Annotated in this window: 18 protein-coding genes; 3 read left to right on the forward strand and 15 right to left on the reverse strand. The window is 30.9% G+C overall.

Features of this window, described 5'->3' with window-relative positions; translation table 11 throughout:
• The first annotated feature begins 63 nt into the window (after positions 1-63).
• Positions 64-489, forward strand: coding sequence for an SRPBCC family protein (locus J5Y03_RS15005; RefSeq protein ID WP_209406811.1), 426 nt, complete (start codon positions 64-66; stop codon positions 487-489).
• A 263-nt stretch (positions 490-752) separates the two neighbouring features.
• Here the strand turns inward: J5Y03_RS15005 and J5Y03_RS15010 are convergent, their stop codons facing one another.
• The 10 genes from J5Y03_RS15010 to J5Y03_RS15055 form a co-directional block, all read right to left on the reverse strand.
• A complete protein-coding gene (locus J5Y03_RS15010) occupies positions 753-2,423 on the reverse strand; it encodes an immunoglobulin-like domain-containing protein (protein WP_209406812.1) in 1,671 nt (556 codons plus the stop codon).
• Between the two features lie 240 nt (positions 2,424-2,663).
• Positions 2,664-4,391, reverse strand: coding sequence for a glycosyltransferase family 2 protein (locus J5Y03_RS15015; RefSeq protein ID WP_209406813.1), 1,728 nt, complete (start codon positions 4,389-4,391; stop codon positions 2,664-2,666).
• Positions 4,392-4,393: 2 nt separating this feature from the next.
• The gene (locus tag J5Y03_RS15020; RefSeq protein WP_209406814.1) at positions 4,394-4,693 is read right to left on the reverse strand and encodes a hypothetical protein; all 300 of its coding nucleotides are present in this window, start codon (positions 4,691-4,693) and stop codon (positions 4,394-4,396) included.
• Positions 4,694-4,945: 252 nt separating this feature from the next.
• Positions 4,946-5,683 carry a tRNA pseudouridine(38-40) synthase TruA gene (gene truA, locus J5Y03_RS15025; RefSeq protein WP_209406815.1) on the reverse strand — a complete coding sequence of 246 codons (738 nt, stop codon included), beginning with the start codon at positions 5,681-5,683 and terminating at the stop codon, positions 4,946-4,948.
• 55 nt (positions 5,684-5,738) lie between these two features.
• Positions 5,739-6,347: a methyltransferase gene (locus tag J5Y03_RS15030; protein ID WP_209406816.1), complete on the reverse strand. Its 609-nt coding sequence runs from the start codon at positions 6,345-6,347 to the stop codon at positions 5,739-5,741.
• A 98-nt stretch (positions 6,348-6,445) separates the two neighbouring features.
• Entirely contained in the window at positions 6,446-7,342 is an 897-nt protein-coding gene (locus J5Y03_RS15035) for a carbohydrate kinase family protein (RefSeq protein WP_209406817.1), read from the reverse strand.
• 90 nt (positions 7,343-7,432) lie between these two features.
• Positions 7,433-7,897 (reverse strand): hypothetical protein, encoded by a 465-nt coding sequence (locus J5Y03_RS15040; RefSeq protein WP_209406818.1) that lies wholly within the window; start codon positions 7,895-7,897, stop codon positions 7,433-7,435.
• Between the two features lie 453 nt (positions 7,898-8,350).
• The gene (locus J5Y03_RS15045) at positions 8,351-8,683 is read right to left on the reverse strand and encodes a hypothetical protein (protein WP_209406819.1); all 333 of its coding nucleotides are present in this window, start codon (positions 8,681-8,683) and stop codon (positions 8,351-8,353) included.
• 56 nt (positions 8,684-8,739) lie between these two features.
• Positions 8,740-9,015, reverse strand: coding sequence for a hypothetical protein (locus J5Y03_RS15050; RefSeq protein WP_209406820.1), 276 nt, complete (start codon positions 9,013-9,015; stop codon positions 8,740-8,742).
• 65 nt (positions 9,016-9,080) lie between these two features.
• Positions 9,081-9,359, reverse strand: a complete 279-nt coding sequence (locus tag J5Y03_RS15055; RefSeq protein WP_209406821.1) for a hypothetical protein — start codon at positions 9,357-9,359, stop codon at positions 9,081-9,083.
• A gap of 188 nt (positions 9,360-9,547) precedes the next feature.
• On the opposite strand from J5Y03_RS15055, the gene J5Y03_RS15060 reads away from it, so the two are divergent.
• Entirely contained in the window at positions 9,548-11,776 is a 2,229-nt protein-coding gene (locus J5Y03_RS15060; RefSeq protein WP_209406822.1) for an alpha-galactosidase, read from the forward strand.
• A 340-nt stretch (positions 11,777-12,116) separates the two neighbouring features.
• Here J5Y03_RS15060 and J5Y03_RS15065 read toward each other — a convergent pair whose 3' ends face one another.
• From J5Y03_RS15065 to galU, 4 genes are all read right to left on the reverse strand, one after another.
• A complete protein-coding gene (locus tag J5Y03_RS15065) occupies positions 12,117-12,545 on the reverse strand; it encodes a GtrA family protein (RefSeq protein WP_209406823.1) in 429 nt (142 codons plus the stop codon).
• A complete protein-coding gene (locus tag J5Y03_RS15070; protein WP_209406855.1) occupies positions 12,546-13,553 on the reverse strand; it encodes a glycosyltransferase family 2 protein in 1,008 nt (335 codons plus the stop codon).
• 18 nt (positions 13,554-13,571) lie between these two features.
• Positions 13,572-15,260, reverse strand: coding sequence for a DUF6044 family protein (locus J5Y03_RS15075; RefSeq protein WP_209406824.1), 1,689 nt, complete (start codon positions 15,258-15,260; stop codon positions 13,572-13,574).
• A gap of 72 nt (positions 15,261-15,332) precedes the next feature.
• A complete protein-coding gene (gene galU / locus J5Y03_RS15080; protein ID WP_209406825.1) occupies positions 15,333-16,220 on the reverse strand; it encodes a UTP--glucose-1-phosphate uridylyltransferase GalU in 888 nt (295 codons plus the stop codon).
• A 906-nt stretch (positions 16,221-17,126) separates the two neighbouring features.
• On the opposite strand from galU, the gene J5Y03_RS15085 reads away from it, so the two are divergent.
• Positions 17,127-18,266 (forward strand): NAD(P)/FAD-dependent oxidoreductase, encoded by a 1,140-nt coding sequence (locus J5Y03_RS15085; RefSeq protein WP_209406826.1) that lies wholly within the window; start codon positions 17,127-17,129, stop codon positions 18,264-18,266.
• A 132-nt stretch (positions 18,267-18,398) separates the two neighbouring features.
• On the opposite strand, the gene J5Y03_RS15090 is transcribed toward J5Y03_RS15085, so the two are convergent.
• A complete protein-coding gene (locus J5Y03_RS15090) occupies positions 18,399-20,111 on the reverse strand; it encodes a methyl-accepting chemotaxis protein (RefSeq protein WP_209406827.1) in 1,713 nt (570 codons plus the stop codon).
• Between the last annotated feature and the right edge of the window lie 200 nt (positions 20,112-20,311).

The raw sequence follows: 20,311 nt of genomic DNA on the forward strand, positions 1-20,311 counted from the left end.
AATAAAATCTGTTACATATAATGTATAGTTCTGATAAATAGTTAAGAGGGGGAATTTACGTTTATGTGGACTATTTCAGCAACTGCAAGAACAAGCGCTACCACATCACAGGTTTGGAAAATTTATTGTGATGTTATCAATTGGCCTCAGTGGGATCATGGCCTCTCTCTATATCAGCCAGAAGGACCATTTGCTACTGGCACAACTGGGGAATTACAACCAGTTGGAGGACCAAAACTACCCTTTTCACTAATTCAAGTCAATGAAGAGCAGAGCTTTGTAGATCGTACCCCAATCGGACCAGATCATGCAATAATCGGTCGCCATGAGTTGACCGCTATTAGTGAGGGCACTCAGATTACTCACACTATCGAAATACACGGACCAGATGCTGAGCGTCTTGCACATGAGATGGGCTTTAAAGAAGAAGAATTATTTGATACAGTTTCCTCCCTAGCTAAATATGCTGAAGAGATTCATCAAAACTAATTTCTTTTCATCAGAAGGATTTACAGGTTACAATCCAAAAAAGCAAAAATATGAGCAAGCATACACTGTTATCTTTCATTGTTTTCGATCTCTTTAAAGTGAAATTGTTATTTATAACTACTTAGATAATACAGTTTTAGAGATCTTGTATGATTTATTATTAAATTGAAATGAAATAAGAAAAATTTAAAAGGATTGAGCCCTCGTACCATTCAGGGTTCAATCCTTTTAAAAAAATATTTTTATTCACCTTAAAGGTGTAGTTACTTAACAATTATTATTCTTTTAACTATAGCCTGATTACCGGATTTATCTGTCACAATGTAAGTTAGTGAATAAGTACCTCTTTTCTTTGTATTAACATTACCACTAACTTTAATAAAACTCGTCAAATTACCATCTACATTGTCATATGCAGTTACGCCTTTTTTATTATTGAACGCTTGATTTAACTTAATTGTCTGTGTTGTTGCTCCGAAAATTTTTGGTGGTATATTATCAACCACTTTGATATTACAGTAAGCAAGAGTAGTGTTACCTGATGAATCTGTAACAGTATATTTTACTTGATAGGTTCTCTTTACTTTTGTATTAACTTGACTTGAGATGTTTATGTTTTTCGTTAAATCTCCATCTACATTATCAATGGCTGTTACACCTTTTTTTGGATCAAAAGCCGAGTTAATATTAATTGATTTATTTTTTACTCCAAAAATGATGGGTTTTATATCATCAATCACTTTGATATTACGGGTTACTGTAGTTGTGAGACCCGATGAATTTGCAACTGAATATACTAAACTATAGCTATTTGGTCTATTCTTATCCACGGTTCCCGTTACCAAAATCTTAGATGTTAAATCTCCATCTATATTATCATTTGCAGTTACCCCATTAAATGGATCAAAAGCTTCCCCTACTTTAATTGTCTTATCAATCGCTCCAATTATCATTGGTTTTTCAAGACTATCCTTGTTTTTGGTAATGTATGAAGAGGAAACATACCCTTCAAGTTTTTGATCAGCTGTTTTTACAGGTATCCAAACAAATTGATTTTTACTATCTTTGGATTGATCAAACGTAATTTCCCCATTTATGATTAAGGTCGTATTCTTTGTTATCTTATCAATTATGTTAGTCGTACCATCCTGATTTTTAGAAGTACTTGGCTTTGATCTTAAATTTATATCCTGAGTTGCAACTACCTTATCTCCAGTTTTAAAAAAGTATACAGAAGAATGCTGGTCAGGAACAATATATTCCTTCTTTAAAAACTCAATATTTTTATTGCTATTTTTATCATAATTAAAATCATTTATCGTAAATGAAAATTGACCTAAATGAGTAGTCTCATTATATTGAAAACTATCATTTTCGATCCACCTAAAAACTTTTTCTTGATAAGCTTTTTCATTTTTATTACCAGTGTCTTGATAGATAGGACTGTTTTCTGGTTTAGTACCGTTATAAGCCATTACAGGAAAGTACCAATTTTCTATAACATGTCGGTCTGCATCTTTAATTTTTGGAAGGTCGGTCCGATCATACATTTGGTTAAGGATTTGAACACCTGATTCTATATTATATGAAATATCATCTTTTAGTTTCTGTTGATCAAATTCAGGATGATTCGTAATTTGCATAATGCCAATCCCATTATCACCTATACCATTAACCTTAAATTGATCCCATCCACTCTCTTGATAAGCAACAGATTTAACGACTTCAGGAGGAATATCCGCATTAATGGCTGCATTCGTTAGTAAGCAATTTATTTGTTGAAAGGATGGATTTTGATTGTTCTTTATTTCTCCATATGAAGTACATTTTGAAGACAAATCTGAGGACAAGTTTGATTCAGCGGAACTATAATTAGTAAAAAAACCAAATGTAAAGCAAGTAATTACCCCTACTCCCAATAATGTTTTTTTCAATAATCTATACTCCCTTCTACTTAGCTACTTAATTTATATCCATATTTTAACATAATAGATTTGTACATTAATATAAAATAAAAAAAATAGAAGAATAATAAATTACCATTCAGACAGATTTTAAAAAAATACAGTTTCATCCTATCTAATAAATAAAACTTACATAAAAAAACGTTCCTACATTTTAAAGGAACGCTTAGTTAAATCGTATTTTACTTCATTAAATCTATAATCTTACCTTTAACCTTCAGCTTGATAATATTGCTTCGGAAGAGTTGGCTGGGTACTAATTTTCGCTTTCTGTAAAATGATGTTTTTCAATTCCTGAATTGGGAAATTCTCTGACATACTTTTCAAATGATTTTCATTTGAAAAAATGATTTCATCCGCAAAAGCAAATGCTAAATATTCAGCCCAAAATAACAGATTGTTATTCGTTGACTCCGGTAGGTTATTTTTCTTCATTAGTGAATTAATTTTACTAAGAAATTTTGGATCAACAATTGCAGAGTTTCCTTCTTTTCCATTAATATCTATTAAAACAGGTTCAGAAAATTCCGTTGACCACTTTACATTTGAATTCTTCATTTTATATTCAAATGCTAAAAAGTTAGAAGCTAGACAATTTGTGCTGCTATATATTTTATGATAAGCTCCATTTTTTCTTTCATTTTCTTTGATTTTCTCTAAGGAAAACTTGATATATTTTTTCATACTATCCCATTGGTTAACGTTCGGATTTGTTGAAACCTCAATCCGATTCTTGATGTATCCATCAACTATTGCATTTAACCGGTAGTCAGTTTCCTTTGTTCTAGATATTTTATTATAAATAACATCTACAACTTCATTCTTTTCAATAATTCGTTTTGCCAATACACTCACGTAATCATCAACAAAAGGTAGAAAAGAATTTGAAATTACTAGTGAACGAGCATCTGACTTATTGAATAGAAAGAAAGGAAAATAAACAAATGAGTACTTTTGAATTTCTTCCTCAATTTTATTTCTCATCTCTTGATGACTTGCTAAGAATCGAGAAATGAAACTATACTGTGCCTGTATTTTTACTTTGATGAAATGTTGTAATGAAAGATCATTAATTTCACCTAACAAAGCATCAAGTCGTTTTATTACCTCTAATCTTTGACTAATATTAAAGTCAAATGAATCTTCTTTTCTTGAAACTGAGTTTTCTCTTAAATAGCGGTAATAGATTACATTCTCTTCAACTGGGATCACTTTTACATTTAGGAAATTAAGAACAAATAATGTTGTAAAAAACACGACATCTTCGCCACTTTTTAAATCGACATCGTACCTTTGAGTTTTAATTACCCTTGTAGGAATTATTTTACATGCATTCATCGTTAATACACTATGTAACTCTTGATGAGAAACTAATTTAGAACCTGCTGCCCTTTTTATTTTTGTATTGATTATAGTGTTTGAATTTATATTTCCATTCTCATTTACATCTACCACTTGAGAAATAACAACAGAATTTTCATCGACGTATTCCAATAATTTCTCAAGATAATTTGCTGAAATAGTGTCATCATCATCTAAAAATGTAATAAATTTTCTTGATGCTTTTTGAATTCCTTTATTTCTTGCCAAGGAAACACTTGCTTCCTCATTTTGAAGGAGGATAAAATTTGTAATATTGTTTTCAGCTACAAAATCATTAATAATTGATTCTGTATTATCTTTTTCACCATTTAGAATAAAAATTACTTCAAATAAATTTGGAGATAAACTTTGCTCTTTTAGTGACTCTAAACATCTTTTAATTACTTTTTCCCCTTTAAAACTAGGAACAATAACGCTAACTCCATTTGACAAATGGTTAGATTGATATTTATATGATACTAACTCCTCAGAGAACGTTTTATTTAATCGATTATAAATTTCTACCTTCTGTTTCTCTATTTCTTCAAGTCTTTTATAAATATCACTTTTATTCAACTTTACCAACCTCTTGTTTTTCGTAAGATTCTTCTTTCTATTTTCCAATATATTTGGATGATTTTCCCCAGTTTCGAATCCATTACTTTTGAATAACGATCCTCTAAAAGCTGAACCTCATTTTCTAATTTTTCAATTCGATTCAAGTATTTCAATTGCAATTCTAATGCTGCTTCTTCATTTTTTAATGCGGTTAAAAGCTGTTCATTTAAATCAGCATCAGTTATCCTACTATGTATTTCTAACTCACTATTTTCTGTATCGTTTGTTTGATTTTTTGATGTTGAATCAAAAGACATCATTTCGGAAATTCCTCCGTAAACTCTATATATTATTTTGATTAAACTCTTATTAATTAATTTTAAATTTAATTAAAGGCTGATTTCGTATACATTGTTGCTATTTCAGTATGTGTATGATTTCCACTCCAGGAAATCAACTTCTGTCTTTTAAATTACAAAACCTAAAAGCAACAATCTTTTAAAAAAGAGCCTTTAGAAAAAGACATCCATGCTAATACAATTCGTACTATAATTATTTTCTTTTAAGATTATTTAAAAATCAACTTTTTCCAAGAAAAGACCTTCTGCATCAGCAAGGCAACTAACTTGGCTTCGATCTTTCGAATTGATGATAGCTGGTATATTTTTGCCATCTAATTCACCTAGCCCTACATCAATTAATGTACCAACAATCTTTCTAACCATATTATAAAGAAAGCCATCGCCACGAACTCGAATTTGAATGAAACCATCATTTTCTTCCATATCGATAGCATATATTTCACGCACCATCGACTTTTTCTTAGATTTAGCATTTGAAAAAGCCGTAAAATCATGTTTACCAATAAAATATTGAGATGCACTTTTCATTTTTTCGATATCCAGCTTTTTCTCAACATGCATACTATATTTTCTCATGAACGGATTCGACTGTTCTTCGTTCCAAATTTTATACAAATAAGTTTTATCCTTTGCATTATATCTTGCATGGAAACGGTCTGAAACAGACATAACCTCTAATATACTTATATCTTGTGGTAAATATTTATTTAAATAAGTCTTTACTTCAGATTCAGTTAGATTCTCACTTATTTTGAAGTTGGCAATTTGAGATAGGGCATGTACACCAGCATCTGTTCTACTGCATCCAATTATTTCGATTTTTCTACCTACCATTTCAGATAATACATTTTCTATTTTCCCTTGAATTGTATTTTCGCCACTTCCAAGTCGCTGCCAGCCTTTATAGCGACCTCCATCATATTGAATTACCAATTTATAATTGTTCATCGTTTTCTCCTTATTTATATCAAATTTCATCGGTCATATTTAGATAGCTTGTTTATTAGTAGTTTAATTGGTAAATTAAAAATCGTTCTCTCGGATTCTGTTCATATTTACCTTCTAAAATAATTTCCTCTTTCAGTTCGAATGCAGTCTGATTTTCTAAAAAATAAATATAATCTTCTGATCCATAATATACAATCAACTCTATTTTACGTTCGTAATTTTCAACTGAAATCAAAATATTATTAATCACATTCATAAAAATTTGGATAGAGAATGGATTAAAAAAATAAAATCGATTATCTAAGTGTGTAATTTTGTACTCTTCTGCTAAACAGCAGTGAAATTGAATATTATCAATACTTCGTCCCATTTTTTCTATATACCGCTCTCGATTTTCAATTGCTTCTTGATAAAATTCTTCATTCATCTCTATTCCAACAACTGATGAATCAAACAAGTAATTGATAAAAAAGTTTAATCTTCCTTTCCCGCATCCAAAATCAACCACACAGTCATTACTATTCAGTTTATATTGTTTAAATAATTTCTCAAGGTCACTATAAGGTGTTGGTTCATAACGGTGATAATGAAATGACTGATTAAATCCCTCTTGTTCTCCAACTGTTTTTATGTTTAACAGTTCATCATAATACTTTTCTTTCATAAGAATTACTCCTAATAAAACAATTATTTATTTGAATAGGTGCTTAAAGCTCATAGACCGTATTATGTCGCGTTTATATTGAACGAACTATTATTCACTTATAATGCACCTATCTTAGTTGTTGTATCTGCTGCTGTTTGATTAGCAAACTGTAGATACTCTTTTAATTGGCTATGTGTTGTAGGCAATCCTTTTTCATGAAAACTATACAAAATAGCTGCTAAAAAGGCGTCCCCTGCACCAGTTGTATCTACCACATTTACATTTATACCTGGTACGTCTATTCTGTTTCCATCATGTAGTACAAATGCTCCTTCATTTCCCATTGTAATGAAAAGATATGGTATGTTTAATTCAGCTATTTTTCTAAGTCCTTCATCAATAGTTTGCGTTTCCGTCAAGAATAATAATTCATCTTCTGCCATTTTAACGATATCTGCATGTTTAAAAAAGGAATAAATTGTTTCTCGGCACTTCTCTTCACTTTCCCAACGTTTTAATCGAATATTCGTGTCAAACGCAGTCAACAGATCATACTTTCTGGCAAATACTAAAGCCTGTTCTGTCGTTTCTCGAGATACTTCATGAAATAATGTTCCTGAACCATAAGATAATATTTTCCCTGTTTTAAATAATTCTTCCTCAAGTTCTACATTTGTAATCCATTCATCAGGAGTTTCATTTACATATGAATGGAAATATCTCTCCCCATTATCATTTAAATGGACATAAACGCAACAAACTTTTTTGGTGGAAGTGTGAACTGAATAGTCAATGTTAACCTTTTCTTTTTTTAGTTCTTCTTTTACAAAATCACTAATGTCATCCGAGCCTAATTTACATAAATAATAAGAAGGAACTCCCAATCTTCTCGTCCCTACAACTAAATTGACCGTCGCACCACCTAAAAACTGATCATATTTTGTATTCGTCTGATCTTGAGATATTAAATCGACAAATGCTTCCCCTAGTGAAATAACCCCTTGCCTATTCATGATTGTCTCCCCTCGTTGAATCACAACTATAAAAATGATGTATCGCTTTTTTCTGTTATATTTAAAGTCTAATAGAAATTAACAAATCTGTTACTTATGAATCAACTCATTGAATTGATCTTCCCACTTACCATCACCAAATTTTGCTTTAGCTACTTCTTCTGCAATCGATGGTGGTAGTGGCTCAATTTTCCGAAGTGTTTCCATATCTTTTTCAGATGCTTTTCTTATAAAATTCCCATCAATATCAGTCACAACAATGCCATCTGCTTTTTCTAACAAATAATTTGTCACAAATTCAAATTTCTCAGGAACATTCGCTTTACCAAATAAAGACCATCTTCGACTAAGTAAATAGTCATCAGTTGTATTGATGCAGAATAAAATGTCTTGTTCGATCAATTCCATGAGATCAGGGACGTTTTCAGAACAATAGTTAAATAGTATAATTGTATCCACTAAGGTTCCACGATGAACTAATTGTCCATAAGCTTTCTTTTTATCATCAACTGGTATCGTAAAGATCGTACCAATCTTAATTTTATTTTGATTCATTATAAATTCACCTCAAGAAAATGGTTTTCTCCCTTAGCCATTAAACGACTTTTTGAAGTTTTAGTAAATAGTTTTGAACCGCTTTTTTTAATTTATTAACCATTTTAACAAATATTATCGCTTAAAGTAGGGTTTGAGTGTTAATTTTACATGTATGACAGCTTCTCTATTTGAAAAGTTGTCATTCTCTCTTTAGTATTAGCAAATACAAAATCTAAATTGGAATAGAGTATTTAGTTTTTCTGTAAATATAACCTGTACACAAATAATATTTATTACCGCTACATCGACTACAATAGATAGTAGTAAAAGCAAAAAATTTGTAAATCAAATCTAAAAAATTAAAAAACCAACTACTTTAATGTAATTGGTCCTTCAATCTGTATTATTCAACTATTGCATACATTAGGTGAACACCTATTTTATAACTATTCTTATTAAAAATTTTTTTAATTAGGCATTACCATAATAATTAGCTATATAAATGAAACCTTTTTTGCGAACAATATAATTTTGCAAAAAAGAATCAGTTAAATCATCTTTTGGTGGTTTTGTTAAAGAATAGCATTTTGCATGTTCATTTCTTAAAAATTCCTTGTCCATTTGATTATGTTCTTGATCATCTACGATTTTCGTAGTTAGCGCTACAATAGGATGACCATCCATAAAGACATGTGTTCTTAACGCGATTGATGGAGATAAGTGTAAGAGTATAAACAGTAGCAACGGTATTAAAACCAAAGGACTAAATAAAAAAGTAATCTGTCTCCATTTTAGTTGTTCCATTTCACTTCCCCCTATGTTATTCAATCTATTTTTAATATTAATGTATTGGCTAATAATTAACCTCTTACAATTCCAATTGCAAACCCATCATAACCCTTACTTCCAACAGTTTGGATAGCAGTGGATTCAATTCGTGAATCTTCCGATAATAAATCAATAAATTGACGAATTCCCTGCACACTCAAGAATTTCCCTTGATTAGGTGAGACATCAATTGCAGGTAAGTTTGCTTCTGAGTTAGCTTTAAGAACTGAATCCATGATCGAATCACTTGCATGAAGTTTAGATGTAAAATATTGATCGACATCTACCCATTTTTCATTATTTTTCATAAAATTCACTCCTAAATAAATTTCAATCGTTTAATGATTTATGTAAACATCAAAAAATTTCCAAATTAAAGAACTACCGATACAAAAATACTTAAAGACAATGAAATCATTAAAGAAAACAAACTTCTAAATTTTCCTTTCCATGTAAAAGCTCCTGTAAAACCAATCAAACTTATTAAGATCGTTAAAAAAGATAAAACTAAAACAGCGTTTAATGGATGAAAACCTAATAATTTTTTTAAAAATAGTAAGCTTTCATGTGATGTTGCGACTAATAAAAATAGACTTAAACAAACTAATAAAAGGAAAAATGAAATCATATTTATTGCTTTTGCTTTACCCAATCAAATTCCTCCATTTCTATCAAGTTCCCCCCTCTTTTTCTCCAATATAATGTATGTGTTTAATTACTGTATGAATATATTAAGAATAATTGAACTAAATTCATTAATTGAGGAACTTATTACTATTCTCTTATTTCAATAAAACTCTTAAAAACCCTTCTATTAATTGTATTTAGAGGAGTGCTCATATGCTGATTTATGTAGATGAACAGAAAAAACAATTTCATCTTACAAATGGAATAGTAAGTTATATTTTCCATGTAATGCGAAATGGACAACTTGGTTCGTTGTATTATGGGAAAGCAATACATCCAAATGCACATTTTTCGTATCTCCATCAAAATGATTTTCCGACAACATATAGCTCATATGTTGAAGATGATCGAGCATTCAGCCTTGAGACGTTAAGACAAGAATATCCTGTTTATGGAACAACCGATTATCGTGAACCAGCACTTAGTATTATTCAACCTGATGGTAGCCACATCACAAATTTTACATATCAATCTTATTCCATCACAAATGGAAAACCTGCTTTACATGGTTTACCTGCAACTTACACTGAGGATGAAAGTGATGCTGAAACAATTCAGATTATTTTAGAAGATACAATTCTTCAAGCAGAACTAATTTTAAGCTACACTATATTTAAGGATTTATCCGTCATTACTCGCAGCTCTTATATTTTCAATAAAGGACCAAACCCTTTTTATCTTGAACGTTTTATGAGTGCATCAGTTGATTTTCCTGATAAAGATTTTACGATGGTTCAGTTAAGTGGTGCCTGGTCAAGAGAGTTTTATGTGAAGGAAAGGAATTTAGAAGTTGGAATTCAATCAATATCAAGTATTAGAGGATCTAGCTCACACCAACATAACCCTTTTCTTGCGTTAAACAGAAAATCAACAACAGAATTACAAGGCGAGGTTTTTAGTTTTAATTTTATATATAGTTCAAATTTCATTGCACAGGCTGAAGTAGACCATTTTGATTCAACGAGAGTTACACTTGGTATTCATCCATTTCGATTTTCTTGGAAGCTATCAAAAAATGAACATTTTCAAGCTCCTGAAGTTGTGATGGTTTATTCGGATACAGGTTTGAACGGTATGAGCCAAACTTATCATGATTTATATCGAAAACATTTAATAAGGGGATTGTGGAAAAATACTGAACGCCCAGTATTGCTAAATAGTTGGGAGGCTACCTATTTTAATTTTGACGAAAGAAAGCTAATTGAAATTGCGATAGAAGCGAAAAAACTTGGTATCGAATTATTTGTGTTAGATGACGGTTGGTTTGGTAAACGCAACGATGCTACCTCTTCCCTTGGAGATTGGTATGAGAATCGCGCTAAATTGCCCCATGGAATTAAGTATTTGTCACAAAAAATAAATGATCTCGGACTTAAATTTGGACTATGGTTTGAACCAGAAATGGTTAGTCCAAAAAGTGAGCTGTATAACCTTCATTCAGATTGGGCTGTTAGAACACCTAACCGCTTTACTTCTCTAGGAAGAAATCAGCTAGTATTAGATTTTTCAAGACAAGAAATTGTCAACGAACTCTTTCAAAGAATGTCTTCTATTATAAGAGAAACAAATTTGTCCTATATCAAATGGGATATGAACCGAAATATAACAGAAGCCTATTCATTCTGTTTACAAGCCGATCAACAAGATGAGTTTTTTCATCGCTATATTTTAGGAGTTTACGATTTATATGAGCAATTAATCTCTGAGTTTCCTCACATTTTATTTGAATCTTGCGCTGGCGGTGGAGGTCGTTTTGATCCCGGACTATTATTTTATGCTCCTCAAGCATGGGCAAGTGATGATACGGATCCTGTTGAACGATTAAAAATTCAATATGGTGCTTCATTTCCTTACCCTATTTATAGTATCGGTTCGCACGTTTCTGCTATACCAAATCATCAAACGAAACGCTCTACCCCTCTTTCATTTCGAGCAAATGTCGCATACTTTGGAACTTTCGGCTACGAATTAAACCCTTTATTGCTAACAAATGAAGAGAAAACGATTGTAAAGAAACAGATTGAATTTTATAAGAAACATAGAGTATTAATTCGAACAGGTGATTTTTTCCGATTAAAAGACCCATTTACAGGAAATGAATCCGCGTGGATGGTCGTCAGCAAAGATAAAAATGAAGCATTAGTTGGTTGGTACAAAATTTTAGCAACTCCAAATCCTAAAAAGATTCAAATGTTAAAACTGACAGGATTAGATCCTAACTGTGAATATATAATCAATCACATAGAAGGAAGTTATTTTGGTGATGAATTGATGTACAATGGCATCCCTCTACCTCCTGAATTCAACGGACCAAATAAAAAAACTGCAAAAAGAGCGGGAGATTATCAATCGGAAATCTTCTATCTTGTGAAAAGAAGATAGAAATTTTTATACAAAAGACAAAGATATTGTTTATATAAACAAGACAGACGGATAGTTAAAGCAAAGTATACTCTGCCTTTTCTTTCCTTTTTTATATGAAGTAACAATGTTTTTAGGACTGTTATACAGTTGCTCTACGAAAGAGGATATACAATACGATTTCATAAATTGCACATACGGGTATGTTCCATATAGAAAGTAGATTTGATGCTACTTAACAGCTAGATTAGTTGATATACATTTTAAGTTGCTTACAATTCTCTTGATGATCAACAATGTAGTTTAAAAGATCAAAACAAAAAAACACACCACTACTTGAGTGATGTGCCATATCCAATGGTTATTCTTCTATCCTAATTGATTGATTTTCATATTCCCTAAAGACAAAAACCTTTTGCCCGAAATAATTTAATATCGTATATAATCCAGTACCAACAAGAATACTTAAATCTTGTATTGTTTTATTAGAATTTATTTGTATGAATGCTAATCCACATTTAACTACTCGTATCCCAATAAAATAGGATAAAAAGTAGCATAATCCTATTACCAAAACAAATCGAAGAACACTAGATAAATGAGCATTTCTACTCCTAAAAGTAAACATTCTGTTAAGAAAATAACTTACTGTTGCGCCAAACGTATTGCCAATAAAGGTTGATATCCAATAAGAGAAACCAACTAAATGCAAGAGAGCATACATAATAGATAAACCAACAATTGTATTTATAATCCCAACCATTAAAAAGCGAATAAACGAATACTTCATTTAAATCTCCTTATTCGCTAATACTTTTTCTAATAGAGTAGAATACTTCATATTTTCAAGAGAATATAAATCAGTTTCGATTGCATACTTCGGTCGTCGTTTTACTTCAAAATAGATTTTCCCAATATATTCACCAATAATTCCCATTCCTACAAGTTGTAATCCTCCAATTAACCAAATTGAAATGATTAAAGAAGTCCAACCAGAAATTGTTTGACCTAACATATTTTGGACTAATGCATAGATTCCTGTAAACCCACTTAACACTAAAGAAATAAATCCAATTACTGTTACGAATCTTATTGGAACAACACTAAATGAAGTGATACCATTCATTGCAAATGCAATCATTTTTTTTAACGGATATTTACTCTCACCAGCAAAACGTTCTTTCCGATCATACATTACTTTAGTAGAAGGAAATCCAATTAATGGAACAATCCCTCTAAGAAACACATTTGTTTCCTTATATTTAGTCAGTTCTTGTAAAGCTCTTTTGCTCATTAAACGAAAATCAGCATGATTCGGAATTAGATTAATGCCAATTTTTTTCATAAAATTATAAAAGCCAATCGCAGTAGTCCGCTTAAAAAACGTATCAGTATCTCTCTTATCTCGAACGCCGTAAACAACATCGTAGCCTTCCAAATATTTTTCAACAAATGTACGAATTACCAAAATATCATCCTGCAAATCAGCATCGATCGAAATTGCACAATCAGATTGATGCTGAGCTGATTCTAACCCTGCTAATAAGGCATTTTGATGACCAACATTATGTGCAAGCTTAATGCCTTTCACATAAGGGTTCCAACTATTTTCTTCTTCAATAATTTTCCATGTTTGATCCTTACTTCCATCATCTACAAACAAAAGACTACTCTCGTTCGTAATGAGATTATCTTTAATAAGATCCTCCAAAACATTGGTTAACTGATTGATTGTTTCTTTTAGAACTTCTTCTTCGTTATAACATGGAACAACTATTGTCAAATTTGGAGTATTAATATGAATGCACCTCTTTATTTATTGAACTTTGTATAGATAAATTTTCCAGACGGATTCTTTATCTTCAAATGCTTTTAAGAAAAGAAGGTTATTCTCTTTTGCATTTTTTATAGGTACAGCAGAAAATAGATATTGCCCACCCATATCTTTTAATACTTTTGTATTTAACTGTAAATGTTGAATCACAGTATTGGAATTTTTTTCATAATCATAATTTTTCCCAAGTTCGCTTACAAAAATGTAACATCTACCACCCCAATGATCAAAATAATCCTTTAGGGTTGGGCTTTTATCTAATTCTTTAGATATAATTTTACGGAACTCATGTTTATAAGTCAGAGGATAAAAATTATTGTAAGTATCTAATGTATAATAACCATTATATTGAGCAATTGCAGGATGGATTCCAATACTAACAACTCGATACGAGCTTTTTGGTTTCCCGATATAATCTGCTATTTCATTAAATTGGTGCACTGCATAAAACTGTTTAAAGGATGGTTCTTTAAAGATTCGATAATACACTTCTGGATTAGCTCCAAACATGACAAGAACTTGAAGAATTAATCCCACTTTTACAATTATTCTCCATTTTTTTCCTAATCCCCATAAAATAGAACTTCCTACTGCAAAAATGAGGTAGATGATTAATGGACGTAAAAAATGAAATCGTGCAAAATTGAATGTATTTAAAAGTGATATTTTTTCCTTTAATGGTTCCCATCCTGTATAAAACCAAAAAGCATACCAGATAGATAAAAGAATATTGAGAATAAAAAGGTAGACAAATTGTTTTTCATTTTGCCAAGTTTTTAGTTTTATGATCTTCCATATCGCAAGGAACGATATCGGTACAATAACTAGAGTATGTAATGTCATAACATGTGTATGACCTAAAAAATAATTTTTAATTGAGAGTCGAATACAATGCCAAAATGTCAAAGTTGAACTTAAATATTCATCTCTACTCGTAGGACCTGTATTAAAAATTAATGAGTAAACTAGACGATATTCAGTTAGTAGAAAAATACAAGTCATAAAAGCAATACTGCCTAAAAATACAATGTTCCATCTACGGGTTACAATTAAATCTCGTAGCCAGATGATTCCTATAAAGAAAAGAAAGAAGAAAAACCCAAGAACAAAGCTAGAATAAAACGGTATTAATAATAAAGTAACCCAATCTTTCCAAGAACTTTTACCTTTACGAATATTTAAAAAGGCCCAAAGTGCCAATGGTTGGCCTAATGTACTTAGCATTCCAGATGGCCAAAATGGCGTTAGAGCAAAAGCCAAGGATACCCAAACTCTAATTAAATAAGTATCATTTGATTTAACAAAATGGTCTTTTAAAAGTAAATACATTCCAATAAAAGCAAAAACTCTCGTAATCGTTTGACTAAGACTATATGCAAGCATACTTGGGAGTAATGCATGGAGCCAAACAATTCCACTAAACCCAGTACCTAAAGCATTTCGTGGTAATCCATTAATAATTTGAGGTATTGTTCCATTTATCGGTCCGAATATTTGACCACTTTCAGCTAAAACTTTGTACCATGCAATGTTTGAATCCATATTGTCATGGATACGGAAATGAGAGTTTTCTCCTAGAATAAACATAGGTAAGATATAGATTACTAGTAATACCCAGGCAAAAAATAAATGTTTTCTTTCATTACTAATCTTATTTTCTAAGCTAAACATATTAGGCACCTATCTATTCAAAAATTGAACAATTAATCATATTTTTTCGCTTCCCGTACTTATATAAGATTTTTAAATATAAGTGTTTTCAACTTCATTTAATAAATTTTGTAAATATTTTATTAAAGGTTGTTTTAATTCCATATTTTTCAGTGCAAATTCTATATTTGTTGTAATAAAGCCAAACATTTCTCCAACGTCGTATCGATTCCCTTCAAATTCATATGCATAAACAGGTTGTAATTGTCCTAGTCTCTGAAGTGCATCAGTCAATTGAATTTCTCCGTTAGCACCTGCTTCCAAATCCTCAAGAAATCCAAAAATTTCAGGAGTTAAGACATATCGGCCCATAATAGCCAAATTTGATGGAGCATTACCGATAGTTGGTTTTTCAACTAAATGTTTTACTTGATTTAATTTTTCACCTTTATTCAATAAATCAATAATTCCATATCGATTGGTTTCAGAATCAGGTACAGGTTTAACTCCAATTATGGAAGATCCCACTTGATTATACTGATCAATCAGTTGTTTAATACATGGATATTCAGATTCAACTATGTCATCACCTAACAATACAGCAAAAGGTTCATTTCCTATAAATTTTCTTGCACACCATACTGCGTGTCCGAGTCCTTTTTGCTCTTTTTGACGAATATAATGAATATCTGCAAGCTTGGAAGATCTTAAAACCTGTTCTAGCAAACGGTCTTTTCCCTTATCGATAAGATTTTGCTCCAAATCAAATGCATGATCAAAATGATCTTCAATTGCACGTTTACCTTTACCAGTTACAATAATAATGTCCTCAATCCCTGCTTCTATTGCTTCCTCTACTATGTATTGGATTGTTGGTTTATTTACGATTGGAAGCATTTCTTTCGGCATAGCTTTTGTCGCTGGAAGAAAACGGGTCCCGAAACCAGCTGCAGGGATAATCGCTTTTTTAACTTTTTTCATGATCTTTCTCTCCTTTTATCTGCAAGCAAAAATATATTTATTGAGAAACCCTTCTCATCCAATTATTCAACTAAAAACTTAAAATCTCATTCAATAATAATTGAAATCAATTAAACATTCAGTTATTTTATTTGATATTTAAAGTAATGATCTATTTACTTCCTTAGAAAGATAGCCATCATCAAACCAAATTTTTATACAAAAATAGGTAGATGATAACTTCATTAAAGAAAATTATTGATTACATACTTCATATTCAATAAAGTGCTGCAAAAAACCTTCTTTTTCAAAAAAATAGGCACTGATATATGTTATTTCCCTATAAAATTGCTCGGGTGAATTGAAATTTTCCTAGTAATTTAACCGAGACAAAACAACTAAGGAACCAATTAGAAATAATCACTTAACAGATTAACTTCACCTGTACTAGCGTTCACACAATAACGACTATCTAATTTTCCTCATAAAATATATTACTTTTGTTTAATATCATAAACATAGTAAGGTGTTAATTCAATTTTAGCTCGGATTTTCTCACATCCCACTTCTTTATGAATAGAAATATCTTCATTTACTAGGAATTGATTAAAGATATCGATAAAAGTCTTATTATCCTAGTTAAATGCCCTGAAGCTCTTATCTATCAAAATCAAAAGTTTCCGCTGAAAAACACATCTGTCCTGATTATTTAGTTATAATGTTGCACTAATAGAACCATTGTAACGAAGCAACTTTTAAGCACCAATTTTGTAAAAAAGACAGATTTCCATTTACATATTTAAGAGGTCATCATCTCACATTTTTGAGTAACAAACTAAGTTAATGGATAAAATATCGACATTCATAATTAATTAAATTTAGATTGACTGCCAGTATACTTACAATTGAAAATTAAAGGTGATATTTATGCGAATTGTTATTTTAGGTGGAGGATTTGGTGGATTAAATAGCGCTTTATGGTTAGGAGAAAAACTTCAAGACAGTCATCACGAAGTCATTTTGATTTCTGATAAACCAGAGTTTTTATTTCGTCCATCACTTATTTGGGTTCCATTTGGTTCTCGAAAGATAGATGACATCTCATTTCCTTTAAGCAGTACTCTTGAAAAAGCTGGTGTTCAATTTATTTTGAACAAAGTTGAACAAATTTTTCCTAAAGATAAAAAAGTTGTACTTCAAGATCAAACGACACTTGATTTTGATTTCTTAGTAATCGCTACTAGTGGATTTCCTGATTATGAGAGCATTGATGGATTAAAAGGAAATACTTCATCAATTTATCATAGAGAAGATTCCTTAAAAACTAAGGAAAGGATTGAGTCACTAAAATCGGGAGAACCGATTGTAATCGGTATTTCACAAGGTAATCCTGGTCCATCTATTGCATATGAATTTTTATTTGAAATGGATGCATTTCTAAAGCAAAACAAAATTGAATCACTTATTACTTTTTTTACGTATGAAGAAGAATTATTAGATCTATCTGCCGAAAAAGCGTCTAAACGTTTAGAAAAGCATATGGAGGAAAAAGAGATTCTCTACTATTGCAATGTTACTTTGGAGAAGGTTGATGAAGAAAAAATATACTTAAGTAATGGTAAATCAATACCCTATTCTTTTTCACTAATTTTACCTATGTACAGAGGAGCCGACTATATTTTCAACTCAAATCATATTGAACACGAAAATGGTTTGATAATTGTCAACCATCACCTTCAATCCATCAAATGGGACAATATTTATGCAGTAGGCGATGCCATTCTAATTAAAGACATGCCAATGCTCAAAAATGGAAGGGCCGCAGAATTAGAAGGACATATTGCTGCGAAAAACATCTATTCTCAATTGCAAGGTGAACCACCAAAAGAAGAATACCAAGATAGTTTACTTGGACTAATGGAGCTTGGAACAGATGGCGGTATGTTTATGGTTAAGTATCCAACCTCAAAATTGGCATCATCCTTTTTTGAATGGGCTTCGGATGGAGCAATTCCTCATTTGATGAAAATTGCTTATGAGAAGTATTATATGTGGAAGCTTAGTTAAATTAATTAGAGATTCTTTTATACATATATTGAAAAAAGCTCTTTGACAAGATTAAAACCCACAAAGAAAAATACTTTTTTCTTAAGTGGGTTTTCTTCATTCCCAATGAGTTACTCTTCTATTAAGCACACTTTATATTTTAAATTTGTTAATTTTTAATTGTAACTCTTCTGCAATAGTTGCTAAATTTGTCGAAGAAGATGTGATTTCCTCTGAAGAAGCTGACATCTCTTCAGCAGAAGCTGCAACTGTTTGGGATCCAACTGCTGAAACTTCTGCAATTTGTGCTACATTGTTTATGGCTTCTTTAACTTCTTCAGTTCCAATCGCCATTTGTTCCATTGCCACTGATACTTGTTCTACTTGTTTTGAAATCTCTTGAATAGAGTTTTGTATCACATTAAAGGTTTCCCCAGCTGTCCCTACAATACTTATTCCATTATTAACTTCTATTACAGTTTCTTCCATTGATTTTACAGCGAAGTTTGTTTCTTCTTGTATTTCAAAAATAAGTTCAGAGATTTGGTTTGATGATTTAGAGGACTGCTCAGCTAATTTACGGACTTCATCAGCAACTACAGAAAACCCCTTCCCATTTTCTCCAGCTCTTGCCGCTTCAATTGCAGCATTTAATGCAAGCAAATTTGTTTGAGAAGTAATGCCAGAAATTACTTTTGTAATTTTACTAATTTCATTTGAACGATTACCTAAACTTAATATTACATCTGAAAGCTTGGTAACATTCACGTTGATATGATTCATCTGATTGATAGAGGTTTCGATCGTATTTAATCCTTCAATTGATTTATTCGAAGTTTGTAATGTTGTATTTGTAACACTTTTAGCATTAGTAGCTACTTGATTCACACCTAATGCTATCTCAATAATAATTTTTGATGTTTCTAATGAACTTTGTGCCTGTTCATTTGCTCCTACTGATAACTCTTGAATACTTATTGACAACTCCTCATTAGCCGAACTACTTGCCTCCATATTTGCTGCTAATTCTTCTGAAGAAGCTGCAATTTTTTCGGAAGTTATATGTACAGTTCGAATAATTTCTCTTATGCCTGCAATCATATTATTAAGAGAAATTGTTAATAAACCAATTTCATCCTTAGATTGATAGATTCCTTGAATCGTAAAATCACCAAATTCAGCTTTTTCCATTAGGTTTTGAATTTCTTTGACAGGACTTACAATCAATCTTGTAATGAGAATACCCACAAGAATACATAAAGTCACTGAAGATAAAATAATTATGACTAGAAAAAGAGCGGCCTCTTTTGAGTCACTTTGATTTTCCTTATATAATTTTGCTGCAAGATTTTGATTTATACCTACTAGTTGATCAACAATATTTTCTAATGAAACCCTATTTTGCTGAATTTGATTTGAATACAATGAATAAGCTTCCGTATTTCTATTTTCAGTTGCTAATTCTATTACTTTTTTGCGAGATTCCCTAAGTTTATTGAGATTTTCTTCATATAAACCTAAAAGTTTCTTCTCTTCAGGTATTAATTGGGTATTCTTGTAAGAAGTGTAGAACTCATTATCTTCTTTTACATTTTGTGTAATTTTTTCCTGAAGCACCTTCATTTGAGACTCATCAGATGTAAGCATTAATTCTAATGTATATTCATCAATTCCACGTGTATTTGATGATATTTTTCCTAACCATAAAACGGGTAATAATCGATCGTTATACATGTCTTTAGATTTTTCTGCCATTGTATTCATATATTTATAGCCGGTAAATCCTACTATTATTAGTGCAATTACTGAAATAGAGATTAACAAAATTAATTTATTACCAATTTTTAAATTTTTTAGCAATTTCAATATTTTATCCTCCATTAGTTTCCATGTTTCTATCTTTAGACAAAAATTTTTATTTACTTGTTAAATAGTATAATTACCTCCTATATATGAAAACGAATCATTTCTACATCATCACCGGTTACGCCAAAATCTATAAAACTTATTACCAAAACAAATCATACACACTCTAACTCTCAAATTTCTCTCAAACAAAAATGACA

This window comes from Gottfriedia endophytica, from assembly GCF_017814275.1.
In the GTDB taxonomy this organism is placed as follows: Bacteria; Bacillota; Bacilli; order Bacillales; family Bacillaceae_G; genus Gottfriedia; species Gottfriedia endophytica.

Coding starts and splice junctions, on each gene's coding strand:
- J5Y03_RS15005 (WP_209406811.1), top strand. CDS start 64: ATGTGGACTATTTCAGCAACTGCAAGAACAAGCGCTACCACATCACAG.
- J5Y03_RS15020 (WP_209406814.1), bottom strand. CDS start 4,693: ATGATGTCTTTTGATTCAACATCAAAAAATCAAACAAACGATACAGAA.
- truA (WP_209406815.1), bottom strand. CDS start 5,683: ATGAACAATTATAAATTGGTAATTCAATATGATGGAGGTCGCTATAAA.
- J5Y03_RS15030 (WP_209406816.1), bottom strand. CDS start 6,347: ATGAAAGAAAAGTATTATGATGAACTGTTAAACATAAAAACAGTTGGA.
- J5Y03_RS15035 (WP_209406817.1), bottom strand. CDS start 7,342: ATGAATAGGCAAGGGGTTATTTCACTAGGGGAAGCATTTGTCGATTTA.
- J5Y03_RS15040 (WP_209406818.1), bottom strand. CDS start 7,897: ATGAATCAAAATAAAATTAAGATTGGTACGATCTTTACGATACCAGTT.
- J5Y03_RS15045 (WP_209406819.1), bottom strand. CDS start 8,683: ATGGAACAACTAAAATGGAGACAGATTACTTTTTTATTTAGTCCTTTG.
- J5Y03_RS15050 (WP_209406820.1), bottom strand. CDS start 9,015: ATGAAAAATAATGAAAAATGGGTAGATGTCGATCAATATTTTACATCT.
- J5Y03_RS15060 (WP_209406822.1), top strand. CDS start 9,548: ATGCTGATTTATGTAGATGAACAGAAAAAACAATTTCATCTTACAAAT.
- J5Y03_RS15065 (WP_209406823.1), bottom strand. CDS start 12,545: ATGAAGTATTCGTTTATTCGCTTTTTAATGGTTGGGATTATAAATACA.
- J5Y03_RS15075 (WP_209406824.1), bottom strand. CDS start 15,260: ATGTTTAGCTTAGAAAATAAGATTAGTAATGAAAGAAAACATTTATTT.
- galU (WP_209406825.1), bottom strand. CDS start 16,220: ATGAAAAAAGTTAAAAAAGCGATTATCCCTGCAGCTGGTTTCGGGACC.
- J5Y03_RS15085 (WP_209406826.1), top strand. CDS start 17,127: ATGCGAATTGTTATTTTAGGTGGAGGATTTGGTGGATTAAATAGCGCT.